Origin of the sequence: Bacteroides pyogenes DSM 20611 = JCM 6294 (assembly GCF_000428105.1) — a bacterium.
Taxonomy (GTDB): domain Bacteria; phylum Bacteroidota; class Bacteroidia; order Bacteroidales; family Bacteroidaceae; genus Bacteroides; species Bacteroides pyogenes.
This window is the reverse complement of sequence record NZ_ATZH01000013.1, coordinates 85,577-109,714: the sequence shown is the minus strand read 5'-3', so window position 1 is coordinate 109,714 and position 24,138 is coordinate 85,577. Positions and strand designations below refer to the sequence as shown.

The following is a 24,138-nucleotide window of genomic DNA, read 5'->3' as shown; positions in this document are numbered from 1 at the left end:
CATACAGAGCGGCCATTGTATATTCCCTTATCGGGACCTGCAAGTCTGCCGGAGTTGACCCTAGAGTGTGGATGGAGGACGTACTGAGGAAAATACCGTATTATGAAAGGGATAAAAAGGATATGACAGAACTTCTTCCACGGAACTGGGTGAAATCATAACAAATCTGTTCCGAATTGATATAATTTGATGCTATTAGTCCCGACTCGGAGGCGAATCTGAACGAATCGTGCCCAGTCGGGACTAATTTTTTGTATTTTGCAATACGTACTTTACCGGAGGCTTACGTTGAGTTGCAAAAGCAAGGGTTAAAAAGAGGTACTTGGAAGAAAGTGTTTCTAAGTGATATTCTCACAGAAAGAAATGAACGCAATTCTAACTTGTATCAAGTATTTTCTGTTTCTGTCAGTCAAGGTGTTATCAATCAAGTAGATTACCTCGGACGTTCATTTTCAGCCAAAGATACATCTAAATATAATGTAGTGCATTATGGAGACTTAGTTTATACCAAAAGTCCTACTGGATCATTTCCTTATGGCATTGTAAAGCAAAGTCTTAATCATGAAAGTGTTGCGGTTTCACCATTGTATGGTGTTTATGTACCCAATAGTCTTGCAATCGGAGTATATCTTCATGAATATTTTATGAGTGAAATAAATACACATAACTATTTGCATTCACTGATCCAGAAAGGAGCAAAGAACACCATCAATATAACAAATCAACGTTTCTTGGAAAATAGAGTTCCTATGCCTATAGATTCTAATCAATTATTGCTGATTTCAAAGTTATTGCGTTCCTTGAGCGACAAGATGAAACACGTGCAAAACATACTACAAGAATATCACAAACAGAAGCAATATTTGCTCCGCCAGATGTTTATATGAACATTTGGCGAAGCAGATGCTGTTTTTGATTTTGTAAAAGTGAAATAGCATAACTCTCTGATTCTAATTTTGCATACAATGCTTGGAACAACTCACATATTTGTTTCTGAGCCTTTAAGTCTGGAATCCGAATAACCGTCTTCCCCAATTCTGTTTGATTTATGCTTGCCTGTGATACCGCTTTGTTACAGACTGTCTTAAAGTGATTGAGCATCCTATTCGTATTCAGCAGCAAGTACAAATAGAATGGCATAACTACCTTTTTGTTAGGTGTCAATCTAAGTAGATTCATTCCATGATACAGGTTATAATCTTTATCAATGAATGCTGTATTACCAATATATTCAACGCTATTTATATTGCTGAATAAAATGTCCCCAATTTGCAGTCTGTAATTGCCTGAAGATTCAAAAGGAGCGACATATCCTACACGTTCCATGTTGACCTTATGTCCTGAAATTGTTTCTATACGAGATACCTTTAAACCATTCTTTGACGTAAGTTGATTACCAGAGTAACCGCTTCTAATTTCGCAAAGTTCTTCCAATTTGTAATTGACACCTTTGCTTGTGAATGCATATTGATTAATTCCCCTAATTAAGGATTCCAGTCTATCAATGATTTTGTTTTGGGTAGCGATGCGCTCATCAATAAGACCTAGTAAAGAGGCAATCTTGGCTTGTTCATCCTTAGAAGGTATGCCAATATAGCATTCTGAAAAATTCTTTGTACTGATAGAATAAATCTTTGTTCCTTGGGCAATGCATCTTATTTGGTTATGAAATGCAGTAGAAGAAAAAGCATATCCCTTGAATCCTACACCAGTTATATCCTTATTGTCTCGTCCATGAATAGTGTGTAAGCCACAAATAACATCTTTCCCATCCAAATTACAGAACTCAATAGTTTTTGCCACTTCATTAGTATCTTCTGAAGCATCAGCAAAAGCAATATCACCCTCTTTGCAGAGTTCATAATTCTTGGGGTTATTTCCGTATTTGATATTTGGCAATTTATCTTTTGACAAATCTACCATGGTGGGAAGACCAACATGAATAAGTCCATAATGCAGATTCAAAATTTCTTCAGTACCGTATTCAAGCTGTTCCCAACTAAGAGAGTTGGTTGAATAAAAATCCAATAAGTCTGAAACTTTATATTTCTCCCACTTCTCTGTAAACTCCGGAAATCTCAGAGGGGGTACAAATGGTGTTTTTGAGAGTGCAATTATGATTGAGACAAAAGATTTTCCTTAATGTTATATTGTATGTATTAATCAATAATTAATTACGCTATGGGAAAAAATAAAAGTATTAGGGAAATTGCTATTTTGTGGAAAGAAGACAAACGTAAGTATGTGAAAATTTCTACTTATTCGGCTTATGTTCTCATCTTAGAAAATCATTTACTTCCGGTATTTGGTGATATGTCTGAAGTAGAGGAGGAGAAAGTGCAAAATTTTATTTTACTTAAAATTCAACAAGGTTTAAGTATTAAGACTGTGAAAGATATGCTTATAGTACTGAAAATGATCGTGAAGTTTGGTGCGAAGTTGGGATGGATAACTCATCAAGAGTGGAGCTTAAAATATCCGACAATGCAGGAGGGTAAAACACTGGAGGTGCTTAGTATCGCTCACCATAAGCGGATATTGCAGTACATCGGAGGACATTTTACATTCCGCAATCTCGGCATATATATTTGTCTTACTACGGGTATGCGCATCGGTGAGATTTGTGCTTTGACTTGGAATGACATTGATATGGTGAATGGAGTGATTTGTGTTCGCAGAACTATTGAACGCATTTATTCGGTTGATGGAAATAAAAGATATACTAAGGTAATAATAGGACTGCCTAAGACGAGAAGCTCTATTCGTGATATTCCGATGAATAGGGAGTTGATAAAGATGATTCGTCCGTTAAAGAAGATAGTTAATGGTGATTTTTATGTTCTAACAAATGAGGAAAAGCCAACAGAGCCACGTACCTATCGTAATTATTATAAACGATTGATGGAGCAGCTCGATATTCCACCGCTAAAATTTCATGGACTCCGCCACAGCTTCGCTACACGTTGTATTGAGAGTAATTGTGATTATAAAACTGTTAGTGTGATACTTGGTCATTCAGATATTGGTACGACGCTCAATCTGTATGTGCATCCAAATATGGAACAAAAGAAAAAATGTATTGACAAGATGTTTAAAACAGTGCGGTAGATAGAGCCGACCTTCCTTTCTGCCCTATCGATATATATTAATAATTTCATTAAGACACTTCTCGATTTTTATTTGTATGATTGATTTGGTGTTCATACTTTTGTGTCGTGATCACAAGGAGAAATGATAATTGAATGTATTGAACTTTAAAAAAAAAAAGAGTATGGCACTTAGATATGTCGTTAAAAAAACGGTCTTCGGTTTCGACAAGCAGAAAACCGAAAAGTTTGTAGCAAAGAATGTGATTACCAATACGGTGGACTTTCAAACGTTGTGTGAGGAAATAACGAAGGTAGGATTGGTTCCCAGCGGCGTTGTGAAGTTTGTGCTCGACGCGTTGATCGATACGCTGAACATCAACTTGAGAAAGGGCATCTCGGTACAGTTGGGAGATTTCGGATGTTTCCGTCCGGGAATTAAGTCGAGAAGCCAGGAGGTTGCCGAAAAGGTGGATAGTACCACGATCGAAAGGGTTAAGATTGTCTTTACGCCGGGGAATAAATTCCGTAGCATGTTGCGTACCGTAGGCGTTGAAAGACAAACGGAGTCTCAGAAAAAAGCGGTGACGCCCGCTCCTTTCGGGGGGAAACCGAATCCGGATACAGGAAGCGGTGAAGTGCCGGATCCTGCTTTATAATAGGGGATAAGGGACGATAACTGGAAAACGTGTTTGCAAACAACGGGGAGGTGACTTGCAAACACGTTTTCTGTTTTATTATACTGAATGACTTGTTTTGTGTTTAATGGGAAAAGCTAAGAGCCACACACTACACATTTGGTTTTATATGGCTGAACGGGTGCGATTGCTCGTGTAGATACTCCGGTCTTTATTTTGGGACCTGGCAGTGTGGGACTGTAATAGAGGCATTCCCGCATGCGTTTTGCCTGATCATCGGTGAACCGGTTTCCGTATGTATCATAATAATCCATGATATTAGTGGATAAGAAAGGCGAACTGCCGTCTAACGGAGTACGCATGTATCGTCTTTTCACGACTTCTTCTTCAGGGAGATGCTTTTCGTATATGTCTGTTATTTCCTGTTGCAGAAGGCTCTTGCGCTTGTTTTCATATTGATGGCGGTCATACTCCTTCGTATCGTCGCAGTAGTCTTGAAGGTCTGTTCCGTATTTGAAAGGGTAGTATAAGCCAAGATAATGTCCCAGTTCGTGTGCCGTTACGTAAGCAGCACGAGTATTCACCGGCGATTTTCCCGAGCTTTTCTTCCATCCTCCGAATGCGGTTTCGTTGAGTGCTACACAGGGATTATGCCAGTCAAGGTTTGAAGGATGATAGCGCTGAAGTCCCTTTAATAGATGGTTGGCAGGCATGTTGGGATAAGTGGATACGCCATAAATTCCTGATTCTTCGAAGCGGAAAATATAGACATTGATATATTGCTTTATGTCCCAGGATTGTTGGTGAAACTCTCCGTCTTTGCTGTCGAGCCTTACTGTAGTGTAGGCCAAGTAGTCTTGTGAGATAGATGTGCGGACAATGCCTGCTTCTTCAAGCCTCCTTCCATCCGGGTCGTTTTTTGCCAAAACGAATCGGACACGTATGTCCGGCCCGCCGGATTTTCCCGCATATAAATCGTTGACTCCATTTAATATGTCTTGCATTCGTTCTGAAGTTATTTTCTCATTTAGCTCGGATGAGGAAGATGCAAGCACGTGAAAAATAACTTCCAGCTCATAAGTCATTGCCTCCAACTCTTGCAGTGTATATGTCTGAGGACGTGAGCCGCTTTCAGGAGTTTCTCCGGAACCCTTCGGATCGGATTCTCCGGACGGTTGTTCGCCGGGGCGATTGCCATCTTCCGGCTGCTCTTCCGGCCGGTTGTCCGGTTGGTCGGTCGTTTGCTCCTCTTTGGTTTTCTCCGGTTTTTGAATATCGATGGGTGAGTCCTGAGCACAGGAATAAAATGACAGACAGAATACCGATAGGTGAAAGAAGCAGTTTGCGAGGCGCGGTAAGCGCCTCCTGCAAACAAGATATATAAAAGAATTCATTGCTATTTGGGTATGTTTGAATTATAAGTGTCCGGTTGAATACATAAAATTCATTCTCCGATTATGATGTTATTTATGGGTGAAGTTTTAAAAACAGGATTAAAGTTTCACTTTTACTGCGTCAAGAAACTCTTTGGTTTCGGCATCGAGCACGATGGCTATTAAGTCGCAGTTTGCAGCATTTTGGACTTTATACGGTAAATCTTTCTTTAAATGTAGTTTGTTTCCCAAAATGTATGTCTCTCCCCATATGCCGTTGAGCGAGCCGCGCAGAATGTGATTGTGCACGTAATTCTGCGATCTGTTTGCTTGATATCCTATAATATTATTCTCTGTTATCCAGAAAAGTACGTTCAGTTTTCTGCTGTTTATGCTGCTCATGGCTTGCGTGTCGTTCTTCGGTTTTGATAAGAATGAAAACTCTACAGAACGTTCCTGCCGACGGGCGCTAATGTCGGTAGCCAGTAAAGGTTGTTGTTCTATCAGGCTGCGAATATCGTAGTCGAGGTAGCCATTGGCTTTTCTCTTATTATTGAGTATAACTGTAGGATATCCGTAAATCCGGCTTGAGTTGAACTTTTCGTATTCTATCGTTTCTTCGGCCCAGAAATTGGTGTCACGGCAATAATACCAGACTTGAAGGGCCACCACGATAAGATTGGGGTGAAACGTTTTGTCATGTTCGGCTAACCGCTCAATGGTCCATGGGCATGCAGGGCATAGTTTGCCCGTAAAATCCAATGCTACCACATTCGATTTCATGCCGTCCTCCGGCTTCAAAGGTTCGAGTGGCTCAGGATTTTGAGTGGGAGGTACGTCCGGTTTCGAATCAGGATTTTCCGGGTTCGGCTGTTCCGGTTCTGTTGGATCCGAAGTACTATTCGGTTTTTTTTCGGGGTCATAACAGAAAACAATATGTAAATATGCCACTTCTTTCGTATTATTTTTTATCGAAACCCGTACACGATAGTCGGCTTTTTTATTTTCGTGCTCTTTCGCAATCTTGTAATGCACCTGAATGACGCTTTCTGAATCGTTGAGTTCGTATGGCTGCTTGGTATATTTCTCGGTACTTTCCGATATTTGGCATTGGTCGGTACAAATTTGTGATAACCCGCCGTTCTGTTTCCCCTGATGATCTTCTTTGGCTATTTCAAGCGTAAGTTTGCCTGCAGCTCCTTTTTTACCCGGGATTACGTAAATCAAAGGACTTATAATCTCTAAATCGGTTTTGCTTGGATTGGAATATTCTATCGTTAAGGCTTTCACTTCTCCACCGAATGTAGGTAGTGTGGTATTATTGTACCGGAATGAAACTGCCTCTTTCTTTTCGGCTTCCGGTTTCTCTTCCTCACCCGTTTCGTCCGCTTCATCGGGCTGTATGCCTTGCCCTAAGGCAACGATGGCGGCTTCATACACTTCTTTCGTGTCGCGGTCGAACAAAAAAGCGACTATTTTGGCATTGGACGCTTCTTTTACCGTTTCGGGCAGAGCGACTTGCACACGGTATGTCTTGCCTAAGGTGTAATCTGCTCCTGAATTTCCGTTGAGTGCTCCGCGCAGCACGTTGTGATGAAAATAATCGGCTTTCTTGCCTGTGGGAAGCGTTTGCTCCGCGCGTATGTCTTCTACCGCCCAAAGCTGTATGCCCAATTTCGCGGAAGCGGCTTTTTCTTGCAGGGAGAAAGCAGCGACCTTGATATCGAATTTCTTGCCGGCTGTTTGTTCCGCGCTTAAATCTATGCGGTATCCGGCTTTTGTGTTGACCGCCCGGCGGATGAGCGAACTCCATAAAGCCTTTTTCTGAGAATATTTTCCTTCTCCGGAAAGGTTCCGGCGGTTGATCAGTATGCCGGGCACCGAGCCGGGAATATCATATTGCGCAGCATAAGCATCGGCAGCTTCCGAAGCCAGCTCTTCTCTCACCTGACCTGTGCGGGCGGCGTGCATGGATACGGTGATGACGTTTTTCGGGTAGCTTCCGGAGATTTTCTTCAGTTCGGCTGCCGCTGTGGGACAGTTGATGCAATTTTGTCCCGTGTACTCTTCTACAAGCACCGTGTTTCTTTCCTTTTCGGGAAGCAGGTTTTCTTCTTCAGGCGTCCATCGCTCATTGTTTCCTATTTGTTCGCATGCACCGGCAAATAAAAAAAGAACGGTGTAAATGATGATGTATTTCAGATTTGTTTTCATGACTGGTCGGATTAAAAATTCAGATTATAAGATAAGTAAACGCCTTCTGTGGCAGGCATCATTCGGCATACCCCGCCGGAGCAGTTGATGCCTCTGCGTGTGCGTCCGTAAGATAGTTGCAGGCGATGATTGCCGAACATTCCTGCCGCCGATGCCATGTAGTAATGCTTATTGGTGACTCCGGTATTCCATTGATCGCTGACGGAGAAGATGAAATGAGGAAGCACCGAGCATTCCACGAGAGCGAACAACCAGTCCTTTTCCGCTTGCCGGGTATGGAGGTATTGCAGTTCCGTACGCAGCGACAGACGTTGTGAGAGCTTGTGCTTGCCATCGTATATGAACAGGTTGCTGCGGATGATATCTCCGTTTTCGGCATGCCCTTCGATGATTTGCCGGTTGTAATACTGGTTCATATAGGTGAATGTGAAGCTGTATGTACGCGATATCTTTTTGCTGATCTCCAGATCTATGTCGTGGAAATACCTTTCGCCCATGCCGAAGAAATCGCTTTTGTATCCGTCTGTCCCCATCATGGAGGCGTCTTGCGGATTGCTTTCCCATCGCAGGTCGTTCCATTTCTTCTTCAGTCCCCTTATGTGTGAGGCGGATAGCTTGATTCCCGTGCCGTATTTGCCTCCTGCCCATGAACCTTTCTTAAAGCGATAGCGCATTTCCGCCTGTAGCGCCCACTCGCCGCCGGGTTGGGTGGCGTACGGATAGAGGGCTGCAAGCGTATAGCTTTGTTGCTGCGTGAAAGGTTGCAAGTGGTTGATGCGCAGGGCAGTCTGCGTGGCGGTGCGTTCGGAACGAAAGTCGAAGTTTTCGCTCCGGCGCGCTCCGAGAAGTACGCTCATCCCGCTGCGGGCGTAGGTTGCCGTAAGCATGGCCACCGAACCGCTTTTGTAGATGTAGTTGTTGGTTGCGTTCGGGTCGTCGAGCTTATGCGCATATTCGGTATAAACATCCCAGTTTCCGTGCTGCAACCGAAAGCGGGCGGATAAGGCCGATACGTTTTCCGGCTGGTTGAGGCGGTGCAATTTTCCGTCTATTACCTGTGTTATAGGGTCTGGCGACTCGTGTTTCGTTATCCACGAGGCGCCTGCATTCAGGTTCCAGCCGTTGTCGTTCATTGCTTTGAACCATTGGCTTGCGCTCAGTTCGACGTCTCCTCCCCAGAGATAGCCGCGCTCACGGCTGAACACCCGCCCTTTGCGGTCGAAGTAATTGCGCTGCTGTCCGCCCAGCGCTTTAATGGTAGCCCATCGCGTCGGCGTGAGCACGATGCGTCCTCCGCGGATGGAGTTGTCGATGCCGAGGCTTCTGTCTTCGTAAGACCGGAGCAGCATGCCGCTGCCGAACTGTTCGTAAAAGTCTCCTACGGTGGCTTCTACGAACTTATACCGCCCTTTCACATAGATATTCGGAACTCCCCATCCTTTTTCATCCTCATGTCCCGGCAAGGGATGGTTGAGTTCTTCCAGGCGCATCCCTATTTCAAGAAATTGATTCTGTATGCTGCCCGTCACGTAAGTGTTGCCGCTCCAGCGATCGTTCAGCTCCCCTTTCCGGGTGGCGTAGTGGATGTCCGATTGGAGGCTGAAGCTCGCTTTCCATCGCCACGGATTGTCCGTGCGCGAAGAATCGTTGCCCTGTATGTCTTGGGCAGAGAGCATGGCATGTGTCGCCGCCATGCACAAAACAGCGGATAATAGCTTTTTCATCGTATCGTTGCCTTTACCTGTCTGATCAATTCGGCTTCTCCGCCTTCCACATACCCTGTGTGGCGGTAAGCGATGTTCCCTTTGCCGTCGAGCACGAATACGCTGGGAACCATGTTTACGTTCATCGCGCGCATGAAGTCCTTATTGCTGTCGAGCCAAACGGGAAAAGTCCAGCCTTGCGTGCGTGCCAGCGGTTTTACCTTGAAACTGTTCGCCCCTTCGTCGATGGATACGGCTATGAGTTTCACGCCCGTATCTTCCTGCCACTCTTCGTACACCTCGTTGATGGCGTTGAGTTCTCGTAGGCAAGGCTTGCACCACGTTGCGAAAAAACTGATGATAACGGGCTTTCCGTCATTGCTGACTTTGCCGGTGTTGATGGACTTACCGTCGATGTCTTTCAGATTGACGGTTGGAATCTGGCCTTTCATATGGAGGCATGCCGCAAGCAGAAAGCTGGTCAAAAGAAATTTATTCAGCATTATTATCTATTCGTATATTATAACAATTTCGTTCGTCGATTCTGATTGTAAAAGACTTTCGGGCGGCAAAAATATGAAAAAATAATGACTGGCGTATAAAGAACCAGTCTAAATTAGTTGAAAAAGTTGTTCTGTAGTCAAAAAACTACTATAAACTTTATTCGCTTTATAAAGATATTCGCTATCGAAGAAGGGTATAGGCAATGTTCTAAAGAATAGAAATGAATGCCAATGCAATCAGTTGCGTAGAATCGTACAGTGTTGGAAAGCATACGTAAGGCTTTCAGAATTAGTGTAAATAGTGCGGCGGTTGATTGTGAAAACAAAAATCTCGGATGATAGGGGTGCGAGCTTATATGGAAGATGCTATTCTGTTGAATAACCTTTTTTGTTTTTTATAGTAATTGGGTGGTTATACGGATAGTTATTTGGTGTTTATTTAGAAAAAAAAACTATATTTGCACCGTTAACTTTATTTATGAGGTTTTGGTGGAAGTGAAATTATTGTTCGGATTCTTTCAGACTGAATTGTCATTGAAACCAGCCTCGATGTAATAATTAAAAAACGACAAGTATGTTAAGATTTGTAAAATGGGGGGGGGTAATCCTCTCTCTTTGGTGTGGGTGGCAACCCTCATTTGCGGTAAATACCGCAGGTACTGAAGTCATTCAACAACACGGCACATGTACCGGTATTGTGAAAGACAGCGCAGGCGAAACTATTATCGGCGCTTCCGTCGTAGTTAAGGAAACTTCCAACGGTACAATTACCGGTATTGACGGTGATTTTTCACTTAAAAACGTTCCGCTGGGAAGCATTATTCAAATTTCATTTGTAGGTTACCAAGCACAGGAAGTGAAATGGACGGGAACACCATTGAACATTGTCCTGAAAGAAGACAGCAAAATGCTGGAAGAAGTAGTGGTAGTGGGATTCGGTACGCAGAAAAAAGTGAATCTCACGGGTGCGGTATCTACGGTAGACTCTAAAACACTTGCTTCACGTCCGGTTAATTCGGTAGTCGATGCTTTGCAGGGCGCGGTTCCAGGCATGAACTTTGCCGTAGGCAAACAGGGTGGTGCCTTGAACTCGAACAAGAGATTTAATATCCGCGGTACCGGTACCATCGGCGAAGGCTCTTCGGTATCTCCTTTGGTATTGATTGACGGTATGGAAGGAGACCTGAATATGTTGAATCCGCAGGATATTGAAAACGTCTCTGTGCTGAAAGATGCGTCGGCTTCCTCTATCTACGGTTCTCGTGCAGCAGGAGGTGTTATTCTGGTGACCACTAAGAGCGGTCGTGTGGGCAAAACATCAATCAACTACAACAACAGTTTCCGCTTTAATTCTCCGTTGAACATGCCCGAGATGATGGATTCTTACACGTGGGCCAATTATATGAATGCGGCCAGTGTTAATTCCGGAAACGGTGTTTGGTTCTCTGATAGTAAGCTCGAATTAATTAAGAAAGCACAAAGCGACTCGAGTATTCCTAAAATGTATGCTAATAAAAACAACCGTTGGGAGGTTTGGGATGCAATGGATCTGCTTCCGGTAGCCAATACCGACTGGTTGAAAGAGCACTTCGGTAACAGTTTCTCGCACGAACATACTTTAAGTATTAATGGCGGTAGTGAGAATATACAATATTATTTCTCTGCCAATTATCTGGATCAAGACGGTATTCTGCGTCATGGTGATGAAAGTAAACAACGCTATGGGGTAACCGGTAAAATTAACACCAGCCTCACTAAATGGCTCAAGATGGGTTACAATATCCGGTTTACCCGTACGGACTTTGAGAATCCCTCAAACATCGGTACCGACGGAGGATTGTTTTACCATAACGTTGCTCGCTATTGGCCTATCGTGCCGGTGACCGACCCTAACGGATACTATGTTCCCGAATCATTCGTTGGGTTATTGAAAGATGGCGGTAAATACAACAACCAGCATGATGTTTTAGCACAACAATTCAGCCTGCAACTCACTCCCGTGAAAGGTTGGATTGTTAATGCTGAGTTGAATTATCGTATTATTAACGAGAATCAGCACACTGACTGGCTTACTGTCAATGCCTATGATGTGAACAAGAATCCATACGTGGCATTCAACGGAGTTTCGAGTGTAAAGGAATATTCCTATAAAAGCAATTACTTCAATCCGAATATTTTTACCGAATACAGCCGTTCTTTCAACGATCACAATGCTAAGATTATGGTCGGTTTCCAAAGCGAATGGTTGCGTGAGCGCTCAGTAACCGCCCAACAAGACGGTATTCTTTCCGGGCTGCCCACACTGGATACTACCAGTGATAATGCTCGTGTAAAAGGAGGTTATAAGAGCTGGACTACAGCCGGATTTTTCGGACGCTTGAATTACGATTATAAAGAGCGTTATTTGTTTGAGGCCAATTTGCGCTACGACGGTTCGTCACGCTTTCTGCGTGCCAATCGCTGGAATTGGTTTCCTTCTTTCTCCATTGGATGGAACATTGCGCAAGAACAGTTCTGGGAAAAACTATCGGGAACTGTGAATATGCTGAAGCTGCGTGCTTCGTGGGGACAACTGGGGAACCAAAATACGGACAATTGGTATCCGTTCTATCCCACCATCGGTTACGAGGCAAAGGGTAGCGACTGGCTGGTGAACGGAGTTAAACCCAATAAATCCTGGCAACCTGCTCTTGTGTCAACCTTGCTTACATGGGAAAAGAGCCGTACATGGGAAATCGGCTTGGACTGGGGAGCATTTAACAATCGATTGACCGGATCGTTCGGTTACTTCCAGCGTAAAACATTCGACATGGTAGGACCTGCACCCGAATTACCCGATGTGCTTGGAGCCAACGCTCCTAAAGTAAACAATTTGGATATGACTTCCAAAGGTTGGGACTTGCAAATAAGCTGGAGAGATCGGATTAACGAATTGAGCTACGGCGTCACTCTTTCATTGAGCGACAACCAAGTGGTAATCGACAAATATCCCAATGAATCGAAAGCCTTGAACTTGAAATACTATAAGGGCGCGCATTTGGGAGATATCTGGGGATACACCACCATAGGCATCGCTAAGACAGACGAAGAGATGAATGCCCATTTGGCTAAGGTAGACCAAAGCGCATTGGGCAGTAATTGGGGAGCCGGCGACATTATGTATGCCGATCTGGATGGAGATAATAAGGTGAATAAAGGCGAGGATAGAGCCGGCAAGTCAGGTGACTACCGCATCATCGGCAACTCCAATCCGCGATATAATTTTGGTTTGAATATCGATGCGGCCTATAAGGGATTTGATTTGAAACTCTTTTTCCAAGGAACATTGAAGCGTGATTACGCAATCGGACAATCTGATGCCGTATTCTGGGGAGGAAGTGTCAACAAATGGCAAGCTCTGGGATTTAAAAAACATTTAGACTATTTCCGTCCGGATGCCAATGATCCGTTGGGACAGAACCTCAACAGCTATTATCCACGTGTGGCATGGAACGGAAGCAAAAACCAGCATATACAAACCAAATATCTCCAGAATGCCGCTTACGGGCGTCTGAAGAATGTGACTTTGGGTTATACATTGCCCAAAGAGATTACGAGGAAGTTCTATGTGGAGAATCTCCGCGTGTTTGTTTCAGGCGAGAACTTGCTCACCATTACCGATTTTACGAAACTCGCTGATCCTGAATTGATCGATGCAAGCGGTTGGGGATTCGGTAAGACTTATCCGTTGTCTAAGACTATGTCGTTAGGTCTGAGTCTTACTTTTTAAGAGAAAGCCAAGATCTCTTTATTTACCTGTTATTAATTAGCAAAATCATGAAGATTATGAAAATAAAATATTTACCTTTACTATTGCTGGGTGCTTCACTCACCGCATGCAATGACTTTCTGGATAAGGAACCCGAAAGCTTGGTTACGCCTAAAGCTTACTTTGGCTCTGAGGCAGATCTTGCGGCATATGCCATCAATCTATATAATTTTACGAGCATTAATCCCGGCAGTTACGGAATCAGTGTCTTCGCTAATGACAATGGCACGGATAATCAAGCATCTGTGAACTACTCGGCTCGTTGGGTGCCGGGAGAGTGGAAAGTTCCTTCTACTACTGATCCCAAGAAAAAAGAACAAGTGTGGAACTTCTTTCAAATACGTGACTGTAATTACTTCTTCGATCAGGTGTTGCCTAAGTATGAGGCCAAAAGCATAACCGGTTCCGATGCCAACATACGCCACTATATCGGCGAGATGTATATGCTGCGCGCATACGCTTACTTTGATAAGTTACAGGCCATTGGCGACTGTCCAATCATAGAAACCGCCTTGGAAGACGTGGAAGAGACACTGATAAAAGCTTCTGTTCGTCAACCTCGGCACAAAGTGGCGCGCTTTATTCTCTCAGATTTGGATAAAGCCATTGAATTCCTGGCTGTATCAGGTCCCGGCGGAAAGAACCGCATCACCAAGGCAGCGGCGCAGTTGTTCCGCTCGCGTGTGGCCCTCTACGAAGGAACGTGGCTCAAGCACCACAAAGGCACAGCTTTTGTTCCGGGAGGTAAAGGTTGGCCCGGCAATACAGCCGATTTGGAAGGGTTCAATATTGACAACGAAATAAATTACTTCCTGACGGAAGCAATGAATTCGGCTAAGATTATAGGCGACGATTTAGTAGACAAGCTGGTAGAGAATACCGATACGCCCGAAGGAATGGACGGAAAATTCAGCAGTCTGAATTCCTACTACACTATGTTCTGCGACGAAGATATGAATGGTTATAGCGAGGTGCTGATGTGGCGCGCTTATAACGAATCTCAGCAGGTGACTCACAACATCCAGATGCAATTGCAAAACAATGGAGGCGGTTCCGGATGGACACGCGGGCTGGTTAACTCGTTCCTGATGGAAAACGGATTGCCCATTTATGCTTCCGGATCAGGTTACAACCCGGAGTGGGAAAAGGAAGGTGTGGCAAAAACATTGCAGGGACGTGATTCACGTATTCGAATCTTTACAAAGAAAGACGGTGACATTGACAACTATAATGCCCATGGAACAACCAATAAAGTAGATTTTTCCTGGATTGTAAAAGGCAACAATGAGACTCGTATGGTAACGGGATTCGCCATTAAGAAAGGTAAGCACTACAACGACTACATGCAGACGTTGCACCACAAGGGAACAACCGGAAGCATCATCTTCAGAGGGACTGAGGCATTGCTGAACTATATGGAAGCTTGTTATGAAAAGAATCAGAAACTGGATGCTACAGCTGAGAAATATTGGAAGGCTTTGCGCCGCCGCGCGAAAGTCGATGAAAACTATCAGAAGACCATTGAGGCCACTAATATGAATGAAGAAGCCAAAGGCGACTTTGGGGCTTATTCTCACGGGAAACTGGTAGATGCGACACTCTACAACATCCGCCGCGAACGTCGTAATGAGTTTATTGGAGAAGGTATGCGTTGGGCCGACCTGAAGCGTTGGAGAGCATGCGACCAAGTGAAAAACTATCACATTGAAGGTATGCGCTACTGGGGAAGCATCTATGAAGGCAAACTGACCGATGAAAACGGAAGAGATTTGGTTTTGGTAGATGTAGAAGGTGGTAAAGGAAATATGTCATCTGAGAGCGTAAGCGGTGTTTACATGCGTCCGTATCAAATCAGTAAAGTGAATAACTCTGTATTCAATGGATATAACTTTACACCCGCCCATTACCTCAGCCCGTTACCTCAAAGCACTTTCCGTCAAACGGCGGGCGGTGATAAAACAGACTTGAACACATCGGTCGTTTATCAAAATCCGGGATGGCCGAAAATTAGTAATCAAGGTGCTACTGCTGTTGAGTAAATAATGTATAGACATGGGCGAAGGTTGAGGATATAGGTAAATCCCGCCCATGTCTTTGGATTTGTTGGCTATAAGAAACTGATTTGAATTTGTTTTTAATGATTGTTGCGTAAAGAAAACAATCTAAATTAGCCGATAATATTTGTTGTTTTTATTTTTTCAGAGGCTCTTTTTTAATTTCAGAGAGCCTCTGTTTTTATTCCGACAGAACCTCTGTTGGATTCAAATAAAAGCTTTGTTTCATTCTGTCAGAGCCTCTGTTTCTCCCAAATCGAGTCTCTGTTTTGCCCAAATAGAGTCTCTGTTTCGCCCAAATAGAGCCTCTGTTCCCTCCAAATCGAACCTCTGTTTTGCCCAAACAGGGCCTCTGTTTCACTCCAACTAAACCTCCGCTTTGCTTTCATGAAACCCGCTGCTTCGCCTCCTGCGAATTTAAGTTGTGCCCGGCGAAAAACCGGACGGCACATGAATGACGGGCGAAGAACTTTTGCCGCATCTCTTTTTTCATTACTTTTGCCGATAGAAAAACAAACGATTACGATGATGGATTTCCGTACCAAAGTTGAACTGCCTGTCCGCCTGCCCTCTGTCGGGCACAAAAAACCGATTCTCCTGATGGGATCGTGCTTTGCCGAGAACATAGGACGATTGCTGGCGGAGAGCAAATTCGATGTGGATATAAATCCTTTCGGCATTTTGTATAACCCGCTTTCTGTGGCGAAAGCCTTGCGCGATATACTGCAAGGAAGGGAATACAAGGCGGGAGATTTGTTTTTTTACAACGATCGTTGGCACAGCCCGATGCATCACGGCAGCTTTTCGGACGCTTCGCCCGACGCCGTTCTCGAACGCGTCAACGGACGCTTGCGCCGCTCGCGGGACTATTTGCGCAAGGCAGATTGGCTGATGCTGACTTGGGGGACGGCTTATGTGTACGAGGAAAAAGAAACGGGAGCGGTTGTATCCAACTGCCACAAACGCCCTGAGCGTTTGTTCCGCCGCCGGTTGCTTACGGCAGAAGAAACGGTGGAGGAGTATCTGGAGCTTATAACCATGCTTCGGGAACTCAACCCGCGTCTGAAAATACTCTTTACCGTGAGCCCGATACGCCATGCGCGCGACGGAATGCACGCCAACCAAATCAGCAAAGCGACCTTGCTTTTGGCGGCCGACCGCCTTCAGCAGCGTCTGCCCGAGCAGGTCTTTTACTTTCCCTCTTATGAGATTATGATGGACGAGCTGCGCGACTACCGTTTTTATGCGGACGATATGCTGCATCCCTCGCCTTTGGCTGTCCGTTACCTGTGGGAGTGTTTTGCCGAAACATTCTTCTCTTCTGCGACAAAGCAGATAATCGCTGCGGTGGAAGAAATCCGGCGCGACCTCGAACACCGCCCCTTCCATCCCGGTTCGGAGGCTTATCAACGCTTTTTAGGACAAATAGTGTTAAAAATAGAACGACTTAACGGAAAATACCCGTACTTAGACTTCAGAAAAGAAACAGAAACATGTCATACCCGATTGAATCCATAATCCAATGTATCGGCGCACGCCGTATCGGCTCGCGTGAGGCTGCCATCGACTGGTTGCTTACCGATAGCCGCTCGCTGAGCTTCCCCGAAGAGACTCTTTTTTTTGCCCTGACTACCAAGCGTAATACGGGCGCACGCTATATTCCCGAACTCTGCGCCCGCGGCGTAACGAATTTCGTGTTGAGCGAGGATGATTACAAGAAGCTGAAAGAGAAAAACTCTCCGGAGCTGAACTTCTTGGTTGTTCGCGATCCTTTGAAGGCTTTGCAGAAACTGGCGGAGCTACACCGCGAGAAATTCCGGATTCCCGTAATCGGGATTACGGGCAGCAACGGCAAAACCATCGTAAAGGAATGGCTTCACCAGTTGCTGAGTCCCGACCGTTTTATCGTCCGTTCGCCGCGCAGCTACAATTCGCAGGTCGGCGTGCCGCTGTCTGTATGGCAGTTGGGCGAAGAGGCCGAACTGGGCATCTTTGAGGCGGGCATCTCCGAAATGGGAGAGATGAGCGCCTTGCAGCGAATGATTAAACCGACCATCGGCATCCTCACCAATATAGGCGGAGCGCATCAGGAAAACTTCTTTTCGCTTCAGGAGAAGTGCATGGAGAAGCTGTCGCTTTTTAAAAACTGCGATGTGATTATTTACGACGGCGACAACGAACTCATCAGCAACTGCGTGCTCAAGTCGATGCTTGGAGCGCGGGAGATCGCATGGAGCCGCACCGACATCGAGCGGCCGCTGTATATCAGCAAGGTGACGAAAGCGGAAGACCATACGACCGTTGCCTATCGTTATCTGGATATGGACAACAGTTTTCAGATACCGTTCGTTGATGACGCGTCCATTGAAAATGCGCTGAACTGTCTGGCGGCGTGCCTCTATCTGATGACACCTGCCGAACAGATCACCGAACGCATGGCGCGTCTGGAGCCGGTAGCCATGCGGCTCGAAGTGAAGGAAGGCAAAAATGCCTGTGTGCTGATCAACGACAGCTATAATTCCGACTTGGTTTCGCTGGACATCGCGCTCGATTTCCTCGTGCGCCGCTCCGAGAAAAAAGGGCTGAAGCGCACGCTCATCCTGTCGGACATACTGGAAACCGGACAAAGCACGGCAACTCTTTATCGCCGGGTGGCACAACTGGTGCAGAGTCGCGGAATAGACAAACTGATAGGAGTGGGGGCGGAGATTTCTTCGTGCGAGGCCCGCTTCGAAGGCCTGTCCGAAAGGTATTTCTTCCCCAACACGGAGGCGTTGCTGGCGTCCGACCTTTTGAAACGTTTGCATTCGGAAGCCATTTTGTTGAAAGGTTCGCGAGTGTTTAACTTCGATCTGCTTTCGGAAGCGCTGGAACTGAAGGTGCACGAAACCATATTGGAAGTGAATCTCGGCGCGATGATAGCCAACCTGAACCACTACCGTTCGATGCTTCGCCGCCCGGAAACGAAGGTAGTCTGCATGGTGAAAGCCGCCGCTTACGGGGCGGGTTCGTACGAAATAGCCAAAACGTTGCAGGAACATCACGCCGATTATCTTGCGGTAGCCGTGGCGGATGAAGGTTCGGAGCTGAGGAAAGCAGGCATCACGGCTTCCATCATCATCATGAATCCGGAGACAACATCTTTCAAAACCTTGTTCGATTATAAGCTGGAGCCCGAAGTTTACAATTTCCATCTGCTCGACGCGTTGATTAAGGCGGCGGAGAAAGAAGGAATCACCAATTTCCCCATCCACGTGAAGCTGGATACGGGAATGCATCGGCTCGGGTTTACCGTCGATGAGATACCGCAGCTCGTCCGCCGCTTGAAAAACCAGAATGCGGTGATTCCCCGCTCGGTATTCTCCCATTTTGTGGGCAGCGACGACTCCCGGTTCGACGCTTTCACCCGTCGGCAGATCGAATTGTTCGAGCAGGGCGCGCAAGAATTGCAGTCGGCTTTTGCGCATAAGATACTGCGCCACATCTGCAATACGGCAGGCATCGAACGCTTTCCCGGAGCCCAGTTCGATATGGTGCGCCTCGGCATCGGACTTTACGGAGTCAATCCGATAGATAATTCGATTATTCACAACGTCAGTACGCTGAAGACGACCATTCTTCAGATAAGGGATGTGTCCGGAGAAGATACGGTGGGGTATAGCCGGATGGGACATTTGGAGCGCCCTTCGCGCATTGCCGCCATACCTATCGGCTATGCCGACGGACTGAACCGCCGTCTGGGACGCGGCAACGCCTATTGTCTGGTGAACGGCAGCAAAGCTCCGTACGTAGGCAATATATGTATGGATGTGTGTATGATCGACGTTACGGACATCGATTGCCGCGAAGGGGACAAAGCAATTATCTTCGGCGACGATTTGCCTATCACGGTGCTCTCCGACAAGCTCGAAACCATTCCGTATGAAGTGTTGACGAGCGTATCCGCAAGGGTAAAGCGGGTGTATTATCAGGATTGACGGAAAAACTCCGCAGCTCTGTGTAGGGCTCTCTGCCGAATTTATCGTATATTTGCATCAAACAAGAGGAAACTTTATAATCGATATAACTTATGACAAACTTATTGTTAGGCTTTTTGCCGAGTGGTTCCGAGTGGATCATCATCGCTCTGGTGATTCTTCTTCTCTTTGGCGGAAAAAAGATTCCCGAACTGATGCGTGGTCTGGGAAAAGGTGTGAAAAGTTTCAAGGAAGGAGTGAACGAGGCCAAGGAGGAACTGAATAAAGCGAAAGACGAGATAGATCAACCTTCGGACTCGGCTAAGTAAAGGGGACGCGATGGCGGAAATGACCTTTTGGGATCATTTGGATGAGCTGCGGCGGGTACTGTTTCGGGTAATCGGCGTGTGGACGTTGTTGGCCGTAGGCTATTTTATGGCGATGCCGTATCTGTTCGACCGCGTCATACTTGCCCCGTGCCACAACGACTTCATCTTCTACGATCTGTTGCGAGCCATCGGCGAAAGACTCGATTTGACCGATGATTTCTTTACTCAGCAGTTTCACGTGAAGCTGGTCAATATCAATCTGGCAGCCCCCTTTTTCATTCATCTCTCTACTGCGTTCTGGATGTCTGTGGTTACGGCTATGCCTTATCTCTTCTTCGAAATCTGGCATTTCGTCAGTCCGGCGCTCTATCCCAACGAGCGCAAAGGAGTCCGGAAAGCATTGCTTCTGGGCACACTGATGTTTTTTGTCGGCGTGCTCGTGGGCTATTTCATGGTCTATCCGCTGACTCTCCGCTTCCTTTCCACATACCAACTGAGCGGAGAAATCGAAAACATTCTTTCGCTCAACTCCTACATCGACAACTTCATGATGCTTATCCTGTGCATGGGACTGGCGTTCGAACTTCCGTTGGTCACATGGCTCCTGTCGTTGCTGGGGGTGGTCGACAAATCTTTTCTGCGCAAATACCGCCGCCATGCGATAGTCGTTATTGTCATCGCGGCGGCTGTCATCACGCCCACCGGCGATCCGTTCACGTTGAGTGTGGTAGCCATTCCGCTGTATTTGCTCTATGAAATGAGCGTGCTGATGATTCGCGATAAAACGAGAACCGTAGAAAGATCGGAGCCGGAAGAATGAGTCTGCACGGATTGAAAGGTGAAGCCACGGAATCGTACGGTTTGCTGACGGCTGTCTGCCGGATGGAAGACAGCAGGCTGTCGGTCGGCTACAAACAAATGCGCGACCTTCTCGAACGTATCTGCCGGGACCGGATACGGAACGAAAGTTTGCAAATGACGGACCTTTCGGCCCGTATCAGCTTCCTTTCGGCTAAGGAGGGCCTTTCGGTGGCGGAGCAGAATCGCCTGCATACGTTCCGGCTGACGTCGAACCGGATACTGAATCGTGTGGAAGACGCCACGAGAGAGCATCTGTTGAGAGACGCGAAGACGCTGGCGTTTTTAGTCCGCCGGCTTTTTAAGGAAGAGATTCCCGGCGAACTCTACAAACTGCTTCCGCGTGCCGACGCGACTTATCACGCCGCCCCTCTTGCCTTGCGCCGTATCCGGCGGATGCGGGTATGCTTCCAATATGCCGATGAAAGGTATCTTTATGTGAATCGCCTGGATGAACTTTCCGAAGATACGCTTCGGGTATGTTATAACGTTTCCGAAGTCAACGAAGAGTTCGCCGCGACGTGCCGGTTGCTGTGGAGCCATGCCCAATTGAACCTGCTCGACGTGGCCGTCGATGAGGCAGGCGTACTCACTCCGTCGTTTATCGTGCTCGAACCGGACTATCTTATCGACATCAGTTCGCTGGCGGAGTGTTTCCGGGAATACGGGCATCATCCTGCCAACTACTTTCTTTCGCGGCTGCAACCGGTTGAAAATGCGAGGCCTTTGCTGTTGGGAAATATAGCCAACTTGTTTCTGGACGAATGGATACATGCCGAAGGAGAGGAAGTGGACTATCGTGCCTGCATGCAGAAAGCGTTCCGCCGTTATCCCATCGAACTGGCGGCTTGTACCGACCTGTACGACCGGGAGAAGGAACGCCGGTTTTTCGATGATTGCAAGATGCACTTCGAGCATATCCGCGACACCGTTTGCCATACGTTTCATGCTCCGGGATATGAGCTGGACAAGAAAGACGCCGTGCTCGAACCCTCTTACATATGCGAACCGCTGGGGTTGCAGGGGCGTCTCGACTATATGCAGCGCGATATGTCTTCTTTCATCGAAATGAAGTCGGGCAAGGCGGATGAATATTCGATTCGAGACAAAGTGGAACCGAAAGAAAACAATAAGGTGCAGATGTTGCTTTATCAGGCGGTGCTGGAATATTCTATGGGAATGGATCACCGCAAGGTGAAAGCGTATCTTTTTTATACGCGATACCCTCTGCTTTATCCCGCGCGTCCTTCGTGGAAGATGGTTCGCCGTGCCATCGATCTGCGCAACCGCATCGTTGCCGACGAGTACGGAGTGCAGTTGCGGAACAGCACCGGATATACGGCGCGAAAGCTGGCGGAGATCGATCCCTTCACCTTGAACGAGAAAAGGCTGTCGGGGCGTTTCTGGGAGAACTATCTCCGCCCTTCCATAGAGGCTTTTCCGTCGAAATTGCAGAAACTCTCGCCTCTGGAGCAAGACTATTTCTACGCGTTGTACAACTTCATCACGAAGGAACTGTATACTTCCAAGTCGGGCGACGCCGACTACGAGGGGCGTACGGGGGCGGCTGCGCTATGGCTTTCCACACTGGCGGAAAAATGCGAGTCGGGAGAGATTATGTATGATTTGAAGATTACGGAGAATCGTGCGGCGGACGAGCATAAAGCGGGATTGACGCTTTGCCGGAGCGGAAACGGATACGAAACGGCTCTTCCCAACTTCCGCCAAGGCGATGCTATCGTCTTGTACGAACGGAATTCCGATGCGGACAATGTAACGAACAAGATGATTTTCAAAGGGAATATCGAGTCGCTTTCGGAAGAAACCGTTCGTGTCCGCCTCCGCTCCACGCAGCAAAACCCGTCGGTGTTGCCCGCCGGCAGTTCGTACGCCATAGAGCACGACACGATGGATACCTCTTTCCGGATGATGTATCAGGGACTTTATGCTTTTTTGTGCGCGACTCAGGATCGGAGAGACTTACTGCTGGCGCAACGCCCGCCACGGTTCGACGAGACTCCGGACGGACAGATTGCGGAAGCCGCCGATGATTTTTCGCGCATCGCCCTGAAAGCGAAAGCCGCGCAGGACTACTTCTTGCTCGTCGGTCCTCCGGGAACGGGAAAGACTTCGTGCGCTTTGAAGAAAATGGTGGAGACTTTTTATGGGGAGGGAGATACGCAGATCCTGTTGCTGTCGTATACAAACCGTGCGGTGGATGAAATATGCAAGGCAGTGGCTTCCATTGCTCCGGAGGTCGACTTTATCCGTGTGGGGAGCGAGCTTTCTTGTGAGGAAGCTTACCGGGAGCATCTGATCGAAAACAAACTTTCTTCTTGCAACCGGCGGGCGGAAGTGTACGAACGTATTCGCAATTGCCGTGTCATTGTGGGGACGGTGGCAGCCATTTCGGGCAAACCGGAATTGTTCCGGTTGAAACGTTTCGATGTGGCGATCGTCGATGAAGCCACGCAGATTCTGGAACCCCAGCTTCTGGGCATTCTCTCCGCGCGTGCCGCAGATGGGAGCGACGCGGTGGGGAAGTTCGTCCTGATAGGCGACCACAAACAGTTGCCCGCAGTCGTCCTTCAAAGTCCCGGGCAGTCGGAGGTTTCTGAAGCTTCGTTGCGCTCCATCGGACTGGCGAACCTGAAAGATTCCCTGTTCGAACGCCTTTACCGGACGACGCGCGACATCCCCCGCTCTTACGACATGCTTTGCCGTCAAGGGCGCATGCATCCCGAAGTCGCCCTCTTTGCCAATCGCTTTTTTTACGGCGGGCGCCTGCAACCTGTGGGGCTTCCTCATCAGGCGGAACCTGCGGAAGAGAGGGTTCGCCTGGCTTTTTATCCTTCCATACCCGAAGAACCTGGAATGCCGGCAAAGGTGAACCGTTCGGAAGCCCGTATGGTTGCCGGGCTGGCTGCCCGTATTTACAACGAGTACCGGGAGAGTTTCGACGAAACCCGTACATTGGGGGTGATTACTCCTTATCGCAGTCAGATTGCGCTGATTAAGAAAGAGATAAGAACGTTGGCGATTCCTGCGCTCGACGGCATTCTGGTGGATACGGTAGAGCGTTTTCAGGGGAGCGAACGCGATGTGATCATTTATTCGTTCTGTGTCAATTTTCCCTACCAGTTGAGGCTTTTGTCGAATCTTACGGAGGAAGAAGGAGTCCCGATCGACCGGAAGCTGAATGTCGCTTTGACGCGCGCCAGAAAGCAAATGTTTATTATCGGCGTTCCCGAGCTTCTCGAGCATAACTCTTTATATAAGAGTTTGCTGGATTTCATAGAGACGGATTAGTCTGCGCTTGCTTTTTTGCAATCATTCGCTTTTACTCCTCAACTTTATGTGATTTGTTAACATTTGCTTGTCGTGCAAACGGCTATATTTGCAAAGCGTTTTTCATAGAGATTTAGATTTAAGGTTTGTGGATCGGGGAGGTTGCGAGGCTTCCCCGATTCTTTTCACACTCCTGTCGGATGTATTGTCTCTTACTTCCTGCCGTGTTCCCGATGCGGAGCCATAGGGAGATGCCGCCCGGTGAACGGGTGAGATATCGGTTTCGGGGAAAAAAGTATGAAAAACAAGACCCCCCATACCTTAAAAA

General features: G+C 46.9%; 16 protein-coding genes. 11 read left to right on the top strand and 5 right to left on the bottom strand.

Features of this window, described 5'->3' with window-relative positions; translation table 11 throughout:
* Positions 1 to 14: 14 nt before the first annotated feature.
* The gene (locus C234_RS18240) at positions 15 to 161 is read left to right on the top strand and encodes a transposase domain-containing protein (protein WP_211231527.1); all 147 of its coding nucleotides are present in this window, start codon (positions 15 to 17) and stop codon (positions 159 to 161) included.
* A 90-nt stretch (positions 162 to 251) separates the two neighbouring features.
* On the top strand, positions 252 to 887 hold the full coding sequence (locus C234_RS15825; RefSeq protein ID WP_211231526.1) for a restriction endonuclease subunit S: 636 nt from the start codon (positions 252 to 254) through the stop codon (positions 885 to 887).
* On the opposite strand, the gene C234_RS0104505 is transcribed toward C234_RS15825, so the two are convergent.
* Positions 880 to 2,028 (bottom strand): restriction endonuclease subunit S, encoded by a 1,149-nt coding sequence (locus C234_RS0104505; RefSeq protein ID WP_248596479.1) that lies wholly within the window; start codon positions 2,026 to 2,028, stop codon positions 880 to 882. The genes C234_RS15825 and C234_RS0104505 overlap by 8 nt on opposite strands.
* A 153-nt stretch (positions 2,029 to 2,181) precedes the next feature.
* On the opposite strand from C234_RS0104505, the gene C234_RS0104500 reads away from it, so the two are divergent.
* Together C234_RS0104500 and C234_RS0104495 are read left to right on the top strand one after the other, a co-directional pair.
* Positions 2,182 to 3,108: a tyrosine-type recombinase/integrase gene (locus C234_RS0104500; protein WP_027324803.1), complete on the top strand. Its 927-nt coding sequence runs from the start codon at positions 2,182 to 2,184 to the stop codon at positions 3,106 to 3,108.
* Between the two features lie 163 nt (positions 3,109 to 3,271).
* Positions 3,272 to 3,745 (top strand): HU family DNA-binding protein, encoded by a 474-nt coding sequence (locus C234_RS0104495; protein ID WP_027324802.1) that lies wholly within the window; start codon positions 3,272 to 3,274, stop codon positions 3,743 to 3,745.
* 116 nt (positions 3,746 to 3,861) lie between these two features.
* Here C234_RS0104495 and C234_RS0104490 read toward each other — a convergent pair whose 3' ends face one another.
* The 4 genes from C234_RS0104490 to C234_RS0104475 form a co-directional block, all read right to left on the bottom strand.
* Positions 3,862 to 5,118: a zinc-dependent metalloproteinase lipoprotein gene (locus tag C234_RS0104490; RefSeq protein ID WP_027324801.1), complete on the bottom strand. Its 1,257-nt coding sequence runs from the start codon at positions 5,116 to 5,118 to the stop codon at positions 3,862 to 3,864.
* 99 nt (positions 5,119 to 5,217) lie between these two features.
* Positions 5,218 to 7,311 (bottom strand): Omp28 family outer membrane lipoprotein, encoded by a 2,094-nt coding sequence (locus tag C234_RS0104485; RefSeq protein WP_027324800.1) that lies wholly within the window; start codon positions 7,309 to 7,311, stop codon positions 5,218 to 5,220.
* 11 nt (positions 7,312 to 7,322) lie between these two features.
* Positions 7,323 to 9,035: a DUF6029 family protein gene (locus C234_RS0104480; RefSeq protein ID WP_027324799.1), complete on the bottom strand. Its 1,713-nt coding sequence runs from the start codon at positions 9,033 to 9,035 to the stop codon at positions 7,323 to 7,325.
* On the bottom strand, positions 9,032 to 9,517 hold the full coding sequence (locus C234_RS0104475; RefSeq protein WP_051290156.1) for a TlpA family protein disulfide reductase: 486 nt from the start codon (positions 9,515 to 9,517) through the stop codon (positions 9,032 to 9,034). Before C234_RS0104475 ends, C234_RS0104480 begins: the two co-directional genes overlap by 4 nt.
* 574 nt (positions 9,518 to 10,091) lie before the next feature.
* Here C234_RS0104475 and C234_RS0104470 point away from each other — a divergent pair.
* The 7 genes from C234_RS0104470 to C234_RS0104435 all read left to right on the top strand — a co-directional run bounded on the left by C234_RS0104470 (position 10,092) and on the right by C234_RS0104435 (position 23,831).
* The gene (locus C234_RS0104470) at positions 10,092 to 13,286 is read left to right on the top strand and encodes a SusC/RagA family TonB-linked outer membrane protein (RefSeq protein ID WP_027324797.1); all 3,195 of its coding nucleotides are present in this window, start codon (positions 10,092 to 10,094) and stop codon (positions 13,284 to 13,286) included.
* A gap of 56 nt (positions 13,287 to 13,342) precedes the next feature.
* Positions 13,343 to 15,364, top strand: coding sequence for a RagB/SusD family nutrient uptake outer membrane protein (locus C234_RS0104465; RefSeq protein WP_027324796.1), 2,022 nt, complete (start codon positions 13,343 to 13,345; stop codon positions 15,362 to 15,364).
* A gap of 543 nt (positions 15,365 to 15,907) precedes the next feature.
* On the top strand, positions 15,908 to 16,897 hold the full coding sequence (locus C234_RS0104455; protein ID WP_027324795.1) for a GSCFA domain-containing protein: 990 nt from the start codon (positions 15,908 to 15,910) through the stop codon (positions 16,895 to 16,897).
* Entirely contained in the window at positions 16,873 to 19,356 is a 2,484-nt protein-coding gene (locus C234_RS0104450) for a bifunctional UDP-N-acetylmuramoyl-tripeptide:D-alanyl-D-alanine ligase/alanine racemase (RefSeq protein WP_021646645.1), read from the top strand. Before C234_RS0104455 ends, C234_RS0104450 begins: the two co-directional genes overlap by 25 nt.
* Before the next feature lie 92 nt (positions 19,357 to 19,448).
* On the top strand, positions 19,449 to 19,664 hold the full coding sequence (locus C234_RS0104445) for a Sec-independent protein translocase subunit TatA/TatB (protein WP_021646646.1): 216 nt from the start codon (positions 19,449 to 19,451) through the stop codon (positions 19,662 to 19,664).
* Positions 19,665 to 19,674: 10 nt separating this feature from the next.
* Positions 19,675 to 20,484: a twin-arginine translocase subunit TatC gene (gene tatC, locus C234_RS0104440; protein WP_027324794.1), complete on the top strand. Its 810-nt coding sequence runs from the start codon at positions 19,675 to 19,677 to the stop codon at positions 20,482 to 20,484.
* Positions 20,481 to 23,831, top strand: coding sequence for a DEAD/DEAH box helicase (locus C234_RS0104435; RefSeq protein ID WP_027324793.1), 3,351 nt, complete (start codon positions 20,481 to 20,483; stop codon positions 23,829 to 23,831). The genes tatC and C234_RS0104435 overlap by 4 nt, the downstream gene beginning before the upstream one ends.
* The last annotated feature ends 307 nt before the right edge of the window (positions 23,832 to 24,138 follow it).